The organism is Methylosarcina fibrata AML-C10, assembly GCF_000372865.1.
In the GTDB taxonomy this organism is placed as follows: Bacteria; Pseudomonadota; Gammaproteobacteria; order Methylococcales; family Methylomonadaceae; genus Methylosarcina; species Methylosarcina fibrata.
Genome location: NZ_KB889965.1, coordinates 2,551,049 through 2,566,222 on the forward strand (window position 1 = coordinate 2,551,049; position 15,174 = coordinate 2,566,222).

General features: G+C 57.3%; 14 protein-coding genes. 4 read left to right on the top strand and 10 right to left on the bottom strand.

From position 1 onward, the window contains the following. Positions 1-43 precede the first annotated feature (43 nt). The 10 genes from rng to pcnB all read right to left on the bottom strand — a co-directional run bounded on the left by rng (position 44) and on the right by pcnB (position 10,292). Complete coding sequence (rng, locus tag A3OW_RS0112000; RefSeq protein ID WP_020563684.1) at positions 44-1,498, bottom strand: ribonuclease G; 1,455 nt, start codon at positions 1,496-1,498, stop codon at positions 44-46. Next, on the bottom strand, positions 1,499-2,074 hold the full coding sequence (locus tag A3OW_RS0112005) for a Maf family protein (RefSeq protein ID WP_020563685.1): 576 nt from the start codon (positions 2,072-2,074) through the stop codon (positions 1,499-1,501). Next, the gene (gene rlmH / locus A3OW_RS0112010; RefSeq protein ID WP_026223535.1) at positions 2,074-2,541 is read right to left on the bottom strand and encodes a 23S rRNA (pseudouridine(1915)-N(3))-methyltransferase RlmH; all 468 of its coding nucleotides are present in this window, start codon (positions 2,539-2,541) and stop codon (positions 2,074-2,076) included. The genes A3OW_RS0112005 and rlmH overlap by 1 nt, the downstream gene beginning before the upstream one ends. A 103-nt stretch (positions 2,542-2,644) precedes the next feature. Then, positions 2,645-5,791, bottom strand: a complete 3,147-nt coding sequence (gene recC, locus A3OW_RS0112015) for an exodeoxyribonuclease V subunit gamma (RefSeq protein WP_020563687.1) — start codon at positions 5,789-5,791, stop codon at positions 2,645-2,647. Between the two features lie 118 nt (positions 5,792-5,909). Continuing rightward, positions 5,910-6,056 carry a hypothetical protein gene (locus A3OW_RS28305; RefSeq protein ID WP_198291316.1) on the bottom strand — a complete coding sequence of 49 codons (147 nt, stop codon included), beginning with the start codon at positions 6,054-6,056 and terminating at the stop codon, positions 5,910-5,912. A 128-nt stretch (positions 6,057-6,184) separates the two neighbouring features. Then, on the bottom strand, positions 6,185-6,571 hold the full coding sequence (gene panD, locus A3OW_RS0112025; RefSeq protein WP_020563689.1) for an aspartate 1-decarboxylase: 387 nt from the start codon (positions 6,569-6,571) through the stop codon (positions 6,185-6,187). Between the two features lie 98 nt (positions 6,572-6,669). Next, positions 6,670-7,509, bottom strand: a complete 840-nt coding sequence (gene panC, locus A3OW_RS0112030) for a pantoate--beta-alanine ligase (RefSeq protein ID WP_020563690.1) — start codon at positions 7,507-7,509, stop codon at positions 6,670-6,672. Between the two features lie 4 nt (positions 7,510-7,513). After that, positions 7,514-8,311 (bottom strand): 3-methyl-2-oxobutanoate hydroxymethyltransferase, encoded by a 798-nt coding sequence (panB, locus tag A3OW_RS0112035; protein WP_020563691.1) that lies wholly within the window; start codon positions 8,309-8,311, stop codon positions 7,514-7,516. Then, positions 8,312-8,815 (bottom strand): 2-amino-4-hydroxy-6-hydroxymethyldihydropteridine diphosphokinase, encoded by a 504-nt coding sequence (gene folK / locus A3OW_RS0112040; RefSeq protein WP_026223536.1) that lies wholly within the window; start codon positions 8,813-8,815, stop codon positions 8,312-8,314. 70 nt (positions 8,816-8,885) lie between these two features. Then, positions 8,886-10,292: a polynucleotide adenylyltransferase PcnB gene (gene pcnB / locus A3OW_RS0112045; RefSeq protein ID WP_020563693.1), complete on the bottom strand. Its 1,407-nt coding sequence runs from the start codon at positions 10,290-10,292 to the stop codon at positions 8,886-8,888. 184 nt (positions 10,293-10,476) lie between these two features. Between pcnB and A3OW_RS0112050 the strand changes: the two genes are divergently transcribed. From A3OW_RS0112050 to ubiD, 4 genes are all read left to right on the top strand, one after another. Further along, positions 10,477-10,656 (top strand): hypothetical protein, encoded by a 180-nt coding sequence (locus tag A3OW_RS0112050; protein ID WP_020563694.1) that lies wholly within the window; start codon positions 10,477-10,479, stop codon positions 10,654-10,656. Continuing rightward, positions 10,657-11,127, top strand: a complete 471-nt coding sequence (locus A3OW_RS0112055) for an RDD family protein (protein ID WP_020563695.1) — start codon at positions 10,657-10,659, stop codon at positions 11,125-11,127. A 151-nt stretch (positions 11,128-11,278) separates the two neighbouring features. Continuing rightward, positions 11,279-13,417 (top strand): M3 family metallopeptidase, encoded by a 2,139-nt coding sequence (locus A3OW_RS0112060; RefSeq protein ID WP_020563696.1) that lies wholly within the window; start codon positions 11,279-11,281, stop codon positions 13,415-13,417. Beyond that, entirely contained in the window at positions 13,414-14,880 is a 1,467-nt protein-coding gene (gene ubiD, locus A3OW_RS0112065; protein WP_020563697.1) for a 4-hydroxy-3-polyprenylbenzoate decarboxylase, read from the top strand. Before A3OW_RS0112060 ends, ubiD begins: the two co-directional genes overlap by 4 nt. Positions 14,881-15,174 lie beyond the last annotated feature (294 nt).

Genomic DNA, 15,174 nt, shown 5'->3' on the forward strand with positions numbered 1-15,174 from the left:
GCGGCAAGGACATTTCCTCCCCGTTCATTTTATTGATCGTTCCTTACAAAAGCACCACGTCGTATTGTTCCTGATTGTATTCCGCCTCGGCCCTGAACTTGATCTGGACGCCCAGAAATGCTTCCAGCTCGGCCAGCATGTCGGCTTCTTCATCGAGCAGCATTTCCACCACTTCGTTGGAAGCGAGCACCAGCAATTGCTTGACCTTGTATTGCCGGACCTCCCGGATGATTTCCCGAAATATTTCCAGGCACATGGTTTCGGCGGTTTTCAGAACGCCGCGGCCGCCGCAGGCGCTGCACGGCTCGCAAAGAATATGTTCGAGGCTTTCGCGGGTTCTTTTACGGGTCATTTCGACCAAGCCCAGCACCGACACCTCGGTAATCTTGGTCTTCGCGTGATCTTTTTCGAGATTGCGCTCCAGAGCCTGGAGTACCTGTTTTTTATGGTCCTCGCTCTGCATGTCGATGAAATCGATGATGATGATGCCGCCGAGATTTCGGAGCCGGAGTTGCCGGGCGATCGCCTGGGCCGCTTCCAGATTGGTCTTGAATATGGTTTCTTCCAGATTGCGGCCGCTGACGTAGCCGCCGGTATTGACGTCCACGGTGGTCATCGCTTCGGTCTGGTCGAACACCAAATGGCCGCCCGACTTCAATTTGACCTTGCGGTCCAGTGCTTTCTGGATTTCATTCTCGACATTATAGATGTCGAACACCGGACATTCGCCGGTGTAATGTTCGATGACCGGCACGATCTCGGGCACGAACACCTCGGCGAACTCCACCAGGCGATGGTAAGTCTCGGTCGAGTCGACCCGGACCCGATCGATGCCTTCTTTGTACAAATCCCGCAGCGTGCGAATGCTGAGCGGCAGATCCTTGTGAATGAATTGCTTGGCTTTGGCGCTGGCAATCTTGGCCGAAATGGAACCCCACAGCTTGAGCAGGAAGGTCATGTCGGCGATCAGCACCGATTCGTCGACGCATTCGGCGGCGGTGCGCGCGATGAAACCGCCGCACTTGAACTCTTCCCGGAAAGCGTCGAGGCAGGCTTTCAGGCGCACCCGCTCTTCTTCGCATTCGATCCTATGCGAAACCCCGGAATTGTTCGCGTAAGGCATGTACACCTGATAGCGGGAAGGAATCGAGATTTCGGTGCTCAGGCGGGCGCCCTTGCTGCCGATCGGATCCTTGACCACCTGCACGACGATGTGCTGGCCTTCGTACAAATAATGCTCGATGTTCTCCGAGCCTTTTTTTTCCAGATCCTTGCTGCACAAGTCGGACAAATGCAGAAAGGCCGCCCGGGGCAGGCCGATGTCGACGAAGGCCGCCTGCATCCCCGGCAGCACCCGGCACACTTCGCCTTTATAGATGTTGCCGACCAGCCCCCGCTGCCGGGTGCGTTCGATGATCAGTTCCTGCAGGATCCCGTTCTCGATGACGGCCACCCGGGTTTCGGGCGGCGTCACATTGATTAAAATTTCTTCACTCATTCAAAAAATTTCTATCCCTTGTTGAGATAACAGTTCGGCCGTCTCGAATAAAGGCAAGCCCATGACCCCGGAGAAACTGCCCCGGATGGATTTCACGAAGACGCTGCCCAGCCCCTGAATTGCATAGCCGCCGGCTTTGTCCAGTGGCTCGCCGCTCTGCCAGTAGGCCAGTATTTCCTGCTCGGTCATATCTCTGAACGTCACCTCGGTGATGTTGAGCGCTTGCGCGTGCCGGCGCCCCCGGATCGACACCGCACTGTAGACCCGGTGGGTTTTGCCCGACAATTTGCGCAACATGGCGAGCGCGTCCTCCCGGTCTCTGGGCTTGCCCATGATCCGGTTGCCCAAAACCACTGCGGTATCCGCCGCGAGGACCGGCAAATCCGGCTTTCCACAACGCGCGAGGCAGGCGGCCGACTTTTCGGCCGCGATTCGGCGGACATACGCCTCCGGCAACTCGCCGGGAAAAGGCGATTCGTCGATGTCGACCGGCAAAACCTTATAACGGACTCCGATCTGGTCCAACAGTTCCCGCCGACGCGGAGAAGCGGAAGCCAGAATGATTCTGGGCGCCATTAGCGGTGATACGGATGATGGTGCAGAAGACTCCATGCCCGGTAGATCTGTTCGGCCACGATAATTCGCACCAGAGGATGAGGAAAAGTCAGCCGGGACAGGCTCCAGGATTCGCGGGCGCTGCGTCTTGCGGCCTCCGACAGGCCGTCAGGGCCTCCGACCAGAAGCGCTATGTGTTGCCCGCTTTCCAGCCAGCGTTTCAACGCTTCCGCCAATTCGGCCGTCGACCAGGTTTTTCCTGCCAGATCCAGCGCTACCGGATGGGCTCCCGACGGAACGGCCTGCAGCATTCTTTCGCCTTCGTCCCGGACGATTCGGGCGATGTCGCTGTTCTTGCCGCGGCTGCCCGGTGCGATTTCCTTGAGGAGCAGTTCGCATTCGCGGGGCATGCGCTTGGCGTAATCCTGATAACCCTGTTGTACCCAGAGGGGCATACGGTTTCCTATTGAGATCAAATGAATTTGCATACCGTGCAGAATACAGAGAACGGACCAAGGATGCAATGCGCCCGAAAAGACCTCCGCCATCGGCCATTACTCGCCGGGTATTTCAAAGCGGGCAGCTTGGCCGTCAATCGTGGGTGGCCTCCCATACCGGCTGCAACAAGGTTTGACAGGTCTCTTCGAATGAATCCGCCAAAATCGCGGAAGAATCGGTCGCATGGGCATACAGACGCCGAAGTTCGGGTTCGTAGGGCTGATCGCAAGCCTGCGCCAGACACTCCCTGGCGGCGTCCAGCGGAGATTTCGAGCTCCGGCTCCCTTTTTTCAGTTTGTAAGCCTGTTTGACGTACGCCAGGGCCGCCTCGACGAAAAACGCATCGGGCTGATGCAGCCCTCGCCGGAAAAGATCCAGCCATTGCGCCAGAAATTCGGCCTCGGCCATGTCCGGCGTCAATACCAATTGATCGTCGATGCTGAGCAGGACGGTGGTGCGCGGCTCCAGCCGATTGGCGACCAGATGATGCAGCAAGGCGCTCAATAAATCCTTGCCTTTAAGTTCGGCGTAGCGGTACAGCAGGTTGACGTGCTCGTAGCGATGGCCGAGTCTGCCGACCAGGCGACACTGGTCGAGCTGGAGATCCACCGGCAGATCGATCATCAGGTCGCCCGACCGGAGCGCCCTGATGCGTTCGACGAACGGATCCAGCAATTGCTGCTGACGGACGAACGCCAGATCCCCGACGGTTCCCGGCGGCCATCGGCCCTGCGCCTGGATTTTTCCGAGACACAGCTCGCGGCCGCTTAATTTCTCCCGGATCCATTCGTGATCGAGCGCGTAGCCTTCGAGCCTGTCCAGTGCAAACGGCTCCCGCTCCTCGGCCAGGGCTTCAATGCCGTTGAAATACAAATCCAGCCGTCTGCGCATGAAGTAGCGCTGCGGATGCTGGAAAAAACTGAACAGCTCGCTCAGCTCGATGACGTCGACAAGCGCCCGGTCTTTCTGGTCTTGTTGGCCGCCCGGCCACCAGGCTTCCGAAACCGGGGGCGTTCGACCCCTTGCCGACAGCGCCTTGGCCGTTTCCAGACCGGTCTCGGAAAAACTGAACAAGTTCGTGGATCCGTCATAATAGCGGTAGCTGAAAGACTGCAAGGAATGGCGCGTGATCAAACCGGTCAGTCCGTAACTTTGCTCCAGCACTTCCAGCAGTTCGCTGACCGTCACCGACGGCGGAATGATTTCATTGCCGCCGAACGACTGGCCGACGAACGTCACGATCAACCGCTCCCTCGCCGCCAGAAGAATTTCGAGGAACTGATAGCGGTCATCCGCCCGCCGCGAACGGTCGCCTTTCCGAAAGTGCTGCGCCAGCAAATCGAACGTCGGATGGCGTTCGATTTTCGGAAATTCGCCCTGATTCATGCCCAGCAGGGCGATCACCCGGCAAGGAATGGAACGCATCGGCAACATCGAGCAAAAGGTCAACTGGCCGCGAAGAAAGCCGCTGGCCGACTTCCGCTCCACCAGGATGCCCTCCAGCCAGGCCGTTATCACGGCAAGCTCCACGTCGTCGTGATGGACGGGCGCCATATCGTCCGACAGTCCCGCCAGGAGCTCATAGAGCTCCTTCAGTTCGAGAGGATCTGCCGCCGCCAGTAACCGTTCGGCATAATAAAAGAGTCTTTTGCTCCAGTCCGCCAGCGTTCCGGGCTGTTTGAACTCTGTACAGGCCTCGAACAAAAGCTCGATAAAATCGCACAATCCGCCCAGAGCCAGCGCCGAAGAGCCTTCGATTTCGGGATAAGGCAGGACGCCGTCGACGAATTCGTCGTCGCGGCCGACCGCATAGCCCATCAGCAGCCGGTCAAGCGCCGCCTGCCAGGTGTTCTCGCCCAGTTCCGGCAGGCCGAATTCCTTTTTGTGTTGCGCCGACTTGCCCCAACGAATCCGGGTTTCCCGAATCCAATGCCTGATCAGATCGAGATCGGTTTCGGTCAGTCCGAATCCGGCATAGACCAGCGGCCGGTCGAGCAGATCCAGGACGCTTTGCCAGCCGAAACGGCTCCGGCTGAGATTCAGGAAAACGATGAAGGCATCCAGCGCATGATTGGTCAGGCGCAGGCTGCGGTCGGCCACCGCATGCTGAATGTCGTGAAAGACTGCCGAGATAAACGGTTCATACACCTCAATATCCGGCGCCATCACGACGACGTCGCGCAGTTCCAGCGAGGCATCCTGTTCCAGAACCATCAGCAACTGATCGCGCAGCACCTCGACTTCGCGCATCCGGGAATGACAGGAGTGAACGCTGATCGAACCGTCGCGTTCGAGAGGCCGCGGGTCCGCCGAATTGTTCAAAATGTCGTTTTGCAGATGCTGCAACACGTTCTGCGCCTGATTGAGTTCAAAACTGGCCGGTTCGAAATCGAACTGCGCCTGCTCCAGCAGCATTTCCTGGAATTCTCGGCCCTGCTGCCCCAAAGACGACAACAACGGATGACCCAGGAGATTTTCCTCGAGAATCCGCTGCTTTTTGCCGGAGAGATCGGCCCAGTAAGCCTCGGCCGGATTCAGCAAAAAAAGATGCAGTTGGCAGTGGCGGGAAAGTCCCTGCAAATAGTTCAAGAACAAGGGCGGCATCGTGTTGAGCCCGAATACCGAAATCCGCTCCGGCAACAGCTCGCTGTAGGCGTCGGGGTCTGCTTCGTGCAAATGCCGAATCACGTCCAGCCACAGCTCGCCGCGATGCCGGTCGCCTAGCACAGCGGTTATTTTCCGCCACAGAGGCATTTGCCACGATTCGGCTTCGGCGCGATAGAAAAGGCGCCCTTCCCGCCATTCCGCCAGCATATCGGGCCGCATGATCTGATACTGATCGAAAATCTGAGCCAGTTGCCGGGCCAGTTGAAATCGTTTCAAGGAAGCCTGGCCGCCGGTGAAATACTGTCTTAAAGGCTCGAATTCGGGCTCGTCGAGGCGGCGCAGCGCGGCTTCCATCCGCCAGAGCATCCGGTCTCTGTCGAAAGCCGAATCGGACAGCGACAGCGCCATCTTTTCCGCCAGATCGCTGAAAAACCGGGCCGGAAACAGAAACTCGAAATTGGCGAAAACCTCGAACCGGCTCGCCAGTTGCTGGCAAAGCCAGCGTTCCATGCCCTGGCTCTGAATCAGAAACGTCTCTTTGGCAAACGGCGAGGACAACGGCGCATTTTCGACGACCGCGCACAGATGGGCGAGCAGGTTTTCGGTTTTATTGGAGCTGTGCAGGATAAACATGAAAATCGTCCGGGCCGGGTCGGCAACGATTATAAATGAGCTCCAGTTGCAATTTCCACTTCGGGCGCAGACGTAAAGTCGTTGCCCGGAGCCGACCGGATCGGTTTAAGGCCGTTGTTTACGGATTAGAAAAAAGACGGATCCAGAACCACAGCTCGAAAGCGGCACCTGCGGCAACCGCCAGCCAGCCGGCGCCGGCATAGCCCAGCGCATAGCACGACAGTGCGATCATCAGCAGCAAGGCGGTGATTGAATGGTATTTCATTGGCCTGAAAAACGGCAGGGAATGCGTTCCGTTCGTGCCGGGCTGCAAGCGCCTCGGGCTCAAACAGCAGAGGAGCGCTTCCGGCAGACCTGCCAGGTTTCTGAAACCTGGCAGGTCTGCCGGCAAGGTCACGCAGCCACGGGCTGGACTGGTATGGACGAGGCGGTGCGCAATACCTCGTTCTTTTCGTTAAAATAAATCAGGGTAGGATGGTAATTTGCCAGTTCCTTCTGATCGTACAGCGCATAGGCGCAAACGATGATCAGATCGCCCGGACAGGCCAGACGCGCGGCGGCTCCGTTGACGGAAAATACGCCCGACCCTTCTTCCGCACGGATTGCATAGGTGGTAAAACGCGCGCCGTTATTGATGTTGTAAATTTGTATCTGCTCGTATTCCCTGATTCCCGACAAATCGAGGATATTGCCATCGATAGCGCAAGATCCTTCATAACCCAGCTCGGAGCGGGTTACGGTGGCCCTGTGCAGTTTCGCTTTAAGCATCGTGGTTTGCATAAATAACGATATAAAAATAAGCAGTATAAAGGAACCTTATATTATCTCTCAATAACAAGAATCCGGCAACTTCCGGCCGGCCCGGCCGAAAACTTCGCTCACCGGTCGAACCGGACATTGTCGATCAGACGGGTTTTGCCCAACCTGGCCGCGGCCAATAGGACCAGTTCCAGGTCGTCTTTTCCGGCTTTCTCCAGATCGCTACGGCGGCAAATAGCAAAATAATCGGTATCGAATCCCGATTCCCGTAAAAAAGCCTGCGCCTGCCGTTCGATTTCGGCGTAATCCCGGCCCGCCAGCACCGCGTCTTTCGCATCGCACAAAGCCCGGTACAGTCTGGGCGCGATATGCCTTTCCTCATGGTTCAAATAGCCGTTCCTCGAGCTCATGGCCAACCCGTCGGCTTCCCGCACGGTTTCTACCGGAACGATATCCACAGGAATGTTCAAATCCCTGACCATGGTCCGGATCAACGTCAATTGCTGAAAATCTTTTTGACCGAAGAAAGCGCAATCCGGTTGCACGATATTGAATAATTTGCATACCACGGTGGCGACGCCGTCAAAATGCCCCGGCCGAAAGGCGCCGCAATATCTTTGGGACAAACCGGCGACAGTCACTCTCGTTTTGGCATCCGGCGCGTAAATTTCGGCCGCCGGAGGCAGAAACAGCAGATCGGCCTCGGCTTCGTTCAATTTGTTCCGGTCTTCGTCCTCGGTGCGGGGATAGCTTTCGTAGTCTTCGCCGGGGCCGAACTGGGTGGGATTGACGAAGATGCTGACCACGACCCGGTCGGCTATTTTTTTAGCCTCGGCGACCAACCGCAAATGCCCCGGGTGCAGGTTGCCCATGGTCGGCACAAAAGCGATCCTCTTTCCGCCGAATCGCCATTCGCGAACGGCCGCTCTGACTTCGGATACGGCATGAAGCGTTTGCATCGGCTCAGTAACTGTGTTCGGCTGCAGGAAAGCGGCCTTCTTTGACCGCCAGACGGTAGGCCCGAATCGCTTCCTCGACCCCGGCCGCGCCTTTCATGAAATTCATCGAAAACCGGGGCCGCCGGAGGATGCCGATATCCAGCATGTCGTACAACACCAGGACCTGGCCGTCACAGTCGGCGCCCGCGCCGATGCCGATGACCGGGATGGCAAGCTGTTTGCCGATTTCTCCGGCAAGATCCGCAGGAACGCATTCCAGCACCAGCAGAGCGGCGCCGGCTTCCTGCACCTGAAGGGCTTCGGTCAGGATTTTTTCGGCATCGGCCGGTTCCCTGCCCTGAACCCGATAGCCGCCGAGCTGGTTGATCGATTGCGGCAACAGCCCCAGATGGCCGCATACCGGGATGCCCTGATCGACCAGAAAACGGATGCAATCGGTTCGGGCTCCCTCCAGCTTGACCATTTGCGCGCCCGCCCGCATCAATTTGGCGGCGTTTTGGGCAGCAACGAGCGGTGTCGGATACGTCATGAACGGCAGGTCGGCAACGACAAAAGCCCGTCTTCGAGCCTTGCAGACCGCTCGGGTATGGTACGCCATGTCACGGATGGACACCTGGAGGGTGGCGTCGCTGCCCTGTATCACCATGCCCAACGAGTCGCCCACCAGCATCAGGTCGATGCCCGCCTGGTCGATGATCGCGCTAAAACTGGCGTCATAAGCGGTCAGGCAACTGATTTTTTCGCCCCGCTGCTTCATCGCCGACACGTCTCTGATCGTCAGCATTTTGACGGACTGATTCATTTATTCGATCCTTTTCAGTCCATCCAATGGACAATGTGCAATTAAATCAACAAGAGGGCCCTTGCCGGGAACCACCAGGGCGGGAGCAATTTCATACAACGGGTATAAAACGAAAGCTCTCTCGGCGAGACCTGGATGAGGTACCGTCAGATCGGCCTGGTCGATCTTTCGATCGCCATAAATCAGCAAATCCAGATCCAGCGTTCTTGCGCCCCAGCGCTCGCCCGTCCGAACCCGCCCCTGATCCTGCTCGATGCCCTGCAAGGCGCGCAGCAATTCCGTCGCACCCAGTTCGGTCGCAACCGCCATCACGGCATTGACGTAATCGGGTTGATCCTGGGGACCCATCGGCGGACTACGGTATAAGCCGGAAAAAGCCACCTCTTTTACTCCGGTCAGAGCGGCGCAGGCAGCCCGCGCGTTTCCGATTTGCGCCACGGGATCGGCCAGATTGCTGCCCAATCCGATAAAAGCAATGACCTCGCCCGCTGCCGAGAAATTCATATTCAACCCGATATCCATGAAATTTTGATTAAAAACGGAACTTCCGATTCCGGCCTTGAATCGGGATCTTTTACTCCTCTTTCTTTCCGGGCCCCGAGCGGGTCTTTTTGGAGTACATCCTTTTTCTTCCGGTCTTGCTTCTTCCCCCGCCCCGCGGCGGCTGCGTCATTTTTTTCTGCTCGTTTTCATCGGCCATCTGAAACCGCGTCCACCAATCCGCCATTTCGGCGTCCGCACCGCCCGTCTCGGCACGCAGCAGCATGAAATCGTAGGCCGCCCGAAAACGGGGATGCGACAATAAACGAGCGGGCTTGGCGCCGGTGCGCACGTTGAATTTGGACTGCAAGCCCCAGACTTCCCTCATGGCCAGACTGATGTGGCGAGGAAACGCCGTACTTTTGACTTGCCGGGAAAGAACCTCGCCGACCGCATTTTGAAACGCCATGTAATCGTCCTGGCCCTGGGCGCGATTGGCCGCCGTCCGCATCTGCACCGGCTCCCACAAAAAAGCCGCCAGCAAAAAATAAGCAGTCACGGTTTTACCCTCCCCGATCCGGTTGTCGGAATTTTCCAGGGCCTTCATCAGCAGCAGCTTGGGAAAGCCGTTTTCCTCGACCGACAGACTGCTCTCGGTTTCGGGAAACAAAACCCGAAACAATCCGTACTGCCTCAACATTTCGAAGGTCTGCAGGCCGTATCCGGACAAAAACAGCTTCAGCACTTCATCGTAGAGCCGGGCGGCCGGAATGCCGTACAGCCATTCCGCGCCCTTATGGATGGCCTTCTGGCAGCCGGGATCCAGATTGAACCCGAGTTTGACGGCAAACCGCACCGCTCTCAACATGCGCACCGGATCCTCCCGAAAGCGCGTTTCAGGATCGCCTATCAGCCTGAGAATACCAGCTTTATGATCGTTCATGCCGCCGGTATAATCGACCACCGAGAAATCCTTGATGTTGTAATAGAGCGCATTGACGGTGAAATCACGGCGCCAGACGTCCTCGTCGATCGTGCCGTACACGTTGTCCCGAAGAAGGCGTCCTTCCTTGTCCTGCATCTGCTCGTCGCTCTGCTCTTCTCCCGAGCCGCGAAAAGTGGCAACCTCGATTACTTCCCGGCCGAAATAGACGTGCGCCAGACGAAACCGCCGGCCGATCAATCGGCAGTTCCGGAAGATCTTTTTGATTTGTTCGGGGTCGGCATCGGTGACCACGTCGAAATCCTTGGGTTCCCGCCCCAGCAGCAGATCGCGCACGCAGCCGCCGACCAGGTACGCCTCGAATCCGGACTTCTGCAGGCGGTATAACACCTTCAGCGCATTTTCGCTGATCTGACTGCGGGAAATGCAATGTTCGGAGCGCGCATAAATCCTTGGCTCCAAGACTTCGGCTTCAGTCTCGTTTTCAGCCGATTTAAAAAGATTTTTAAAAAAGTTTAAAATGACCTTAATCCCCAGGTTGAATTCAAATAGCGTCAATCATAACATTCCGCGCATTTTAGCCCAAACGCCACGATTCTTTTACAATGAGTCGCGGTATATAGTAAAATTGATAACTGCATTTACACAAGTCATCCTGATCAAACAGACGTTCGATTAGACAACAGGATCAGGCGATTTTTTCATTACCTTCACGCCTTCACGCGTGCGAAACGAGATTGTTATGTACAAAAAGATTATCAACGGCTTTATCGACCACCCTCTCGTCACCAGCATTTTCGTTGTGGATTTTCTGATTCTGCTATTCCACCGCCCTCCTTTTCTTTTCTCCTTGCTGATGCTCGGCGGCCTTGCAGTCTGCTGTATGTATCTCGGTCAAAAAGTAGCCGCCTTTAAAGAATAATTGTCACGTCCGCATTCGAATAATCCCCTGAAATCAGGCGGCGTTCCGGATTCGGCGCCTGGTTTTCTTCGCCGGCTGGCGGCCATCGTTTACGACCTCTTTTTGTTACTTGCCCTGTTATTCGCCGCCACTCTGATCGTCCTGCCGTTGAACAACGGCGAGGCTTTCTCGTCAACCCAGTATTTTTATCCGCTTTATCTGCTGGCGGTCAGCTTTCTGTTTTATGCCTGGTTCTGGACTCACGGCGGCCAGACCTTGGGCATGCGCGCCTGGAAAATCAAAGTATTGACCTGCGACCGAAAACCCATCGGCTGGAGCCAAGCTTGCCTGCGCTTTGCCGCCGCGCTGCTTTCCGTGGCCGCCTGCGGGCTCGGTTTTGTCTGGATCCTGATCGACCCGCACCGGCGGGCCTGGCATGACCGCCTATCGGGCACCGCTCTATTTTTCGATGCCGGAAACCCTTCGGCCTGATTGCCCTCATGATATCATAGCCGCCCAGGCGCCGTTCAGACTCAGGACGACTTAGCCCGAACAGCTTGAAATTTTGCCGGGGAAAATCGGTCGAACTTTTGTATTTATCCCGATACCCGGCTTCGAGAGTTATTTATATCAGGACCCTTCCATGACGAACCCTTTACTAACCGATACCCCTTTGCCTTTATTTTCGCAAATCCGTCCGGAACACGTTGAACCCGCGATCGATCAACTTCTGGCCGAAGCTCGCGCCGTAGTCGAACAGCAGCTCAAGGCGACCGACCGGTACACCTGGAAGAATCTAATCGAACCGATAGAGAACATCGAAGACAAGCTCAACAAGGCCTGGTCGCCGGTCAGCCATATGAACTCGGTGGTCAACAGCGACGCGCTCCGGGCGGCTTACAACGCCTGTCTGCCGAAACTCAGCGAATACGCAACCGAAATGGGGCAGAACGAAGACTTGTTCAAAGCCTACCGGGCCATCGCCGCAAGCGACGAGTACCCTTCTCTGGATACGGCTCAAAAGAAAATCATTCAGAACGCGCTGCGGGATTTCAGATTGTCAGGCATCGATCTGGTCGTCGAAAAAAAGCGGCGCTTCAAGGAAATCAGCCAGGAATTGTCGAGCCTGGCCAGCCGGTTTGAAGAAAACGTCCTGGATGCCACCAATGCCTGGACAAAACTGCTTACCGACGAACTGGAACTGACCGGCCTGCCCGAATCGGCGCTGGCCCAGGCCCGGCAGACCGCCGAACAGAACGGCCTGGAAGGCTGGATGATCACGCTGCAATTCCCGTCGTACCATGCCGTCATGACCTATGCCGACAACCGGGAACTGCGCCGCGAGCATTACGAGGCCTACACGACCCGCGCTTCCGACCAGGGACCTCACGCGGGCCGCTGGGACAACAGCGAGATCATGGAAAAGATTCTGGCCTTGCGCCACGAAAAAGCCCGGCTCTTGGGTTACAACCATTACGCCGAACTGTCGCTGGCCACCAAAATGGCGGAAACGCCCGACGACGTCATGAGTTTTCTGGAAGATCTGGCCGACAAGTCCTGGCGGCAGGCGCGCCGCGACCTGGCCGAGCTCCGCGAATTCGCGCGGGTTCATTACGGTACCGCCGATTTGCAGCCCTGGGACATCGGTTATTACTCGGAAAAAATGCGCCAGCATGACTATCAATTATCGCAAGAAGAGGTAAAAGCCTATTTTCCGGTAACCAAGGTATTGCCCGGCCTGTTCGCGGTCGTCGAGAGATTGTACGGCCTGACCATCTCCGAAATTCACGACTTCGACGCCTGGCATCCCGACGTCCGGTTCTTCGAGATCACCGATCAAAACGGCGAATTGCGCGGCAAGTTCTACATCGACCTGTACGCGCGCCCGAAAAAACGCGGCGGCGCCTGGATGGACGATTGCGTCGGACGCAAGACCATCGACGGCGCCGTACAGACCCCGGTCGCCTATCTGACCTGCAACTTCACTCCGCCGATCGCCAGGGAAGGCGTGAGTGCGCCAACGGATCGGGAATCCGTGGCGTCGATCGCCAGGGAAGGCGTGAGTGCGCTAACGGGTCCGGAACCCGTGCCGACCGGCAGTGACCCGGCGCTTTTAACCCATGACGAGGTCACCACGCTGTTTCACGAATTCGGCCACGGCCTGCACCACATGCTGACCAAGGTCGATCATCTCGGCGTCTCCGGCATCAACGGCGTGGAATGGGACGCCGTGGAACTGCCCAGCCAGTTCATGGAAAACTGGTGCTGGGAAAAAGACGCGCTGGCGCTGATGTCGGGCCATTACCGCAGCGGCGAACCGCTGCCCGACGCTCTGTTCGACAAAATGACCGCGGCGAAAAACTTTCAGGCCGGCATGCAGATGGTCCGGCAACTGGAATTCAGCCTGTTCGATTTCCGCATCCACCGCGATTACGATCCCGACAAGGGCGGCCGCATCTACGAAATCCTGAACCAGGTCCGGGAGCAGGTCGCCGTCGTGCAGTCGCCCGCATTCAACCGCTTCGCGCACGGCTTTTCGCATATTTTCGCCGGCGGCTACGCGGCGGGCTACTACAGCTACAAATGGGCGGAAGTTCTGTCCAGCGACGCCTTTTCGCTGTTCGAGGAAAAAGGCATCTTCGATCCGGACACCGGCAGCGCGTTTCTGGCCAATATCCTGGAAAAAGGCGGCAGCGAAGAGGCCATGGACCTCTTCGTGAAATTCAGGGGACGCAAGCCGACCATCGACGCCTTGCTCAGACACAACGGCATCGCGGCATGAAATACAAGGATTTGCGCGACTTCATTGCCCAACTTGAAAAGCAGGGCGAACTGAAACGGATCTCGGTTCCGGTCGATCCGTATCTGGAAATGACCGAAATCTGCGACCGCACCTTAAAAAAGGGAGGCCCTGCCCTGCTGTTCGAACGCCCGAAGGGATACGGCATTCCGCTGCTGGGCAATCTGTTCGGCACGGCCCATCGGGTGGCGATGGGCATGGGCGCCGAATCGGTCGGCGAACTGCGCGGCATTGGAGAGCTGCTGGCCTACCTGAAAGAGCCCGAACCGCCCAAAGGCATGAAGGATGCCTTCGAGAAGTTTCCGGTATTCAAGCAGGTGTTGAACATGGCGCCGAAGCCGGTCAAGGATCCGCCCTGCCAGGAAGAAGTATTTCAAGGCGACGAGATCGATCTGGGCAATTACCCGATCCAGACCTGCTGGCCCGAGGATGCGGCGCCGTTGATCACCTGGCCGCTGGTCATTACTCGCGGCCCCTATAAAGAGCGGCAAAATCTCGGCATTTACCGGCAGCAGGTCATCGCCAAAAACAAGGTCATCATGCGCTGGCTGACACACCGCGGCGGCGCTCTGGATTTCAGGGAATGGCAACAAGCGCATCCGGGCACGCCGTTTCCGGTCGCCGTCGCGCTGGGCGCCGATCCGGCCACGATACTCGGCGCGGTCACGCCGGTGCCGGATTCCCTTTCCGAATACGCCTTTGCCGGTCTCTTGCGGGGCGGCAAGACCGAGGTCGCGGCTTGCCTGAGCAATACCACGCTACAGATTCCGGCCAGCGCCGAAATCGTGCTCGAAGGCTTTATCTATCCCGGAGAAACCGCGCCCGAAGGCCCATTCGGCGATCATACCGGCTATTACAACGAAGTCGACGAATTTCCGGTGTTCACGATCGAGAAAATCACCCAGCGTCATAACCCGATTTATCACAGCACCTACACCGGCCGTCCGCCCGACGAACCGGCGATTCTCGGCGTCGCGCTGAACGAAGTGTTCGTACCGATCCTGCAGAAACAGTTTCCGGAAATCGCCGATTTCTATCTGCCGCCGGAAGGCTGCTCGTACCGCATGGCCGTAATCAGCATGAAGAAACAGTATGCCGGCCATGCGAAACGGGTCATGTTCGGCACCTGGTCGTTCCTGCGCCAGTTCATGTACACCAAGTTCGTCATTGTCGTTGACGACGACGTCGACGTACGCAACTGGCAGGACGTGATCTGGGCGATCACGACCCGGATGGACCCGGCCCGCGATCTGACCGTCCTGGAAAACACCCCGATCGATTACCTCGACTTCGCCTCCCCGGTCTCCGGTCTGGGCTCCAAGGTCGGCTTCGACGCCACCAACAAATGGCCGGGGGAAACCAGCCGCGAATGGGGCAAGCCCATTGCAATGACCGAGGAAGTAATCAAAAAAGTGGACAGTTTGTGGGACAGCCTGTTTTGTTGATCCGGTCCGATGACGTTTTAATCCCGTTCCTGCGAGCTTGTGCCTTCGACTGAGGCCGGGGAAGCCTTTCCGGCTTCGCAAGTGGCGGGATGCATACCGCGTCTCCCAGGCGCCGGAGCAAGAAAGACCTGCCAGGTTTCGAAAATCTGGCAGGTCTTTCTTTCCGACCAGTCAAACTGTCATTTCGGCACGATCGAATCAGTCGCTTCAAAAGCGTGGCGGCTGCCCGAGACCAAGGCGATCTCCCGGCAGCCGTTGAAGTCATCCTCCGGAACATGGCTGGACGCTCCGGAA

Coding starts and splice junctions, on each gene's coding strand:
- panB (WP_020563691.1), bottom strand. CDS start 8,311: ATGAATCAGTCCGTCAAAATGCTGACGATCAGAGACGTGTCGGCGATG.
- rng (WP_020563684.1), bottom strand. CDS start 1,498: ATGAGTGAAGAAATTTTAATCAATGTGACGCCGCCCGAAACCCGGGTG.
- panD (WP_020563689.1), bottom strand. CDS start 6,571: ATGCAAACCACGATGCTTAAAGCGAAACTGCACAGGGCCACCGTAACC.
- A3OW_RS28305 (WP_198291316.1), bottom strand. CDS start 6,056: ATGAAATACCATTCAATCACCGCCTTGCTGCTGATGATCGCACTGTCG.
- recC (WP_020563687.1), bottom strand. CDS start 5,791: ATGTTTATCCTGCACAGCTCCAATAAAACCGAAAACCTGCTCGCCCAT.
- A3OW_RS0112005 (WP_020563685.1), bottom strand. CDS start 2,074: ATGGCGCCCAGAATCATTCTGGCTTCCGCTTCTCCGCGTCGGCGGGAA.
- A3OW_RS0112050 (WP_020563694.1), top strand. CDS start 10,477: ATGTACAAAAAGATTATCAACGGCTTTATCGACCACCCTCTCGTCACC.
- ubiD (WP_020563697.1), top strand. CDS start 13,414: ATGAAATACAAGGATTTGCGCGACTTCATTGCCCAACTTGAAAAGCAG.
- panC (WP_020563690.1), bottom strand. CDS start 7,509: ATGCAAACGCTTCATGCCGTATCCGAAGTCAGAGCGGCCGTTCGCGAA.
- folK (WP_026223536.1), bottom strand. CDS start 8,815: ATGAATTTCTCGGCAGCGGGCGAGGTCATTGCTTTTATCGGATTGGGC.
- rlmH (WP_026223535.1), bottom strand. CDS start 2,541: ATGCAAATTCATTTGATCTCAATAGGAAACCGTATGCCCCTCTGGGTA.
- A3OW_RS0112060 (WP_020563696.1), top strand. CDS start 11,279: ATGACGAACCCTTTACTAACCGATACCCCTTTGCCTTTATTTTCGCAA.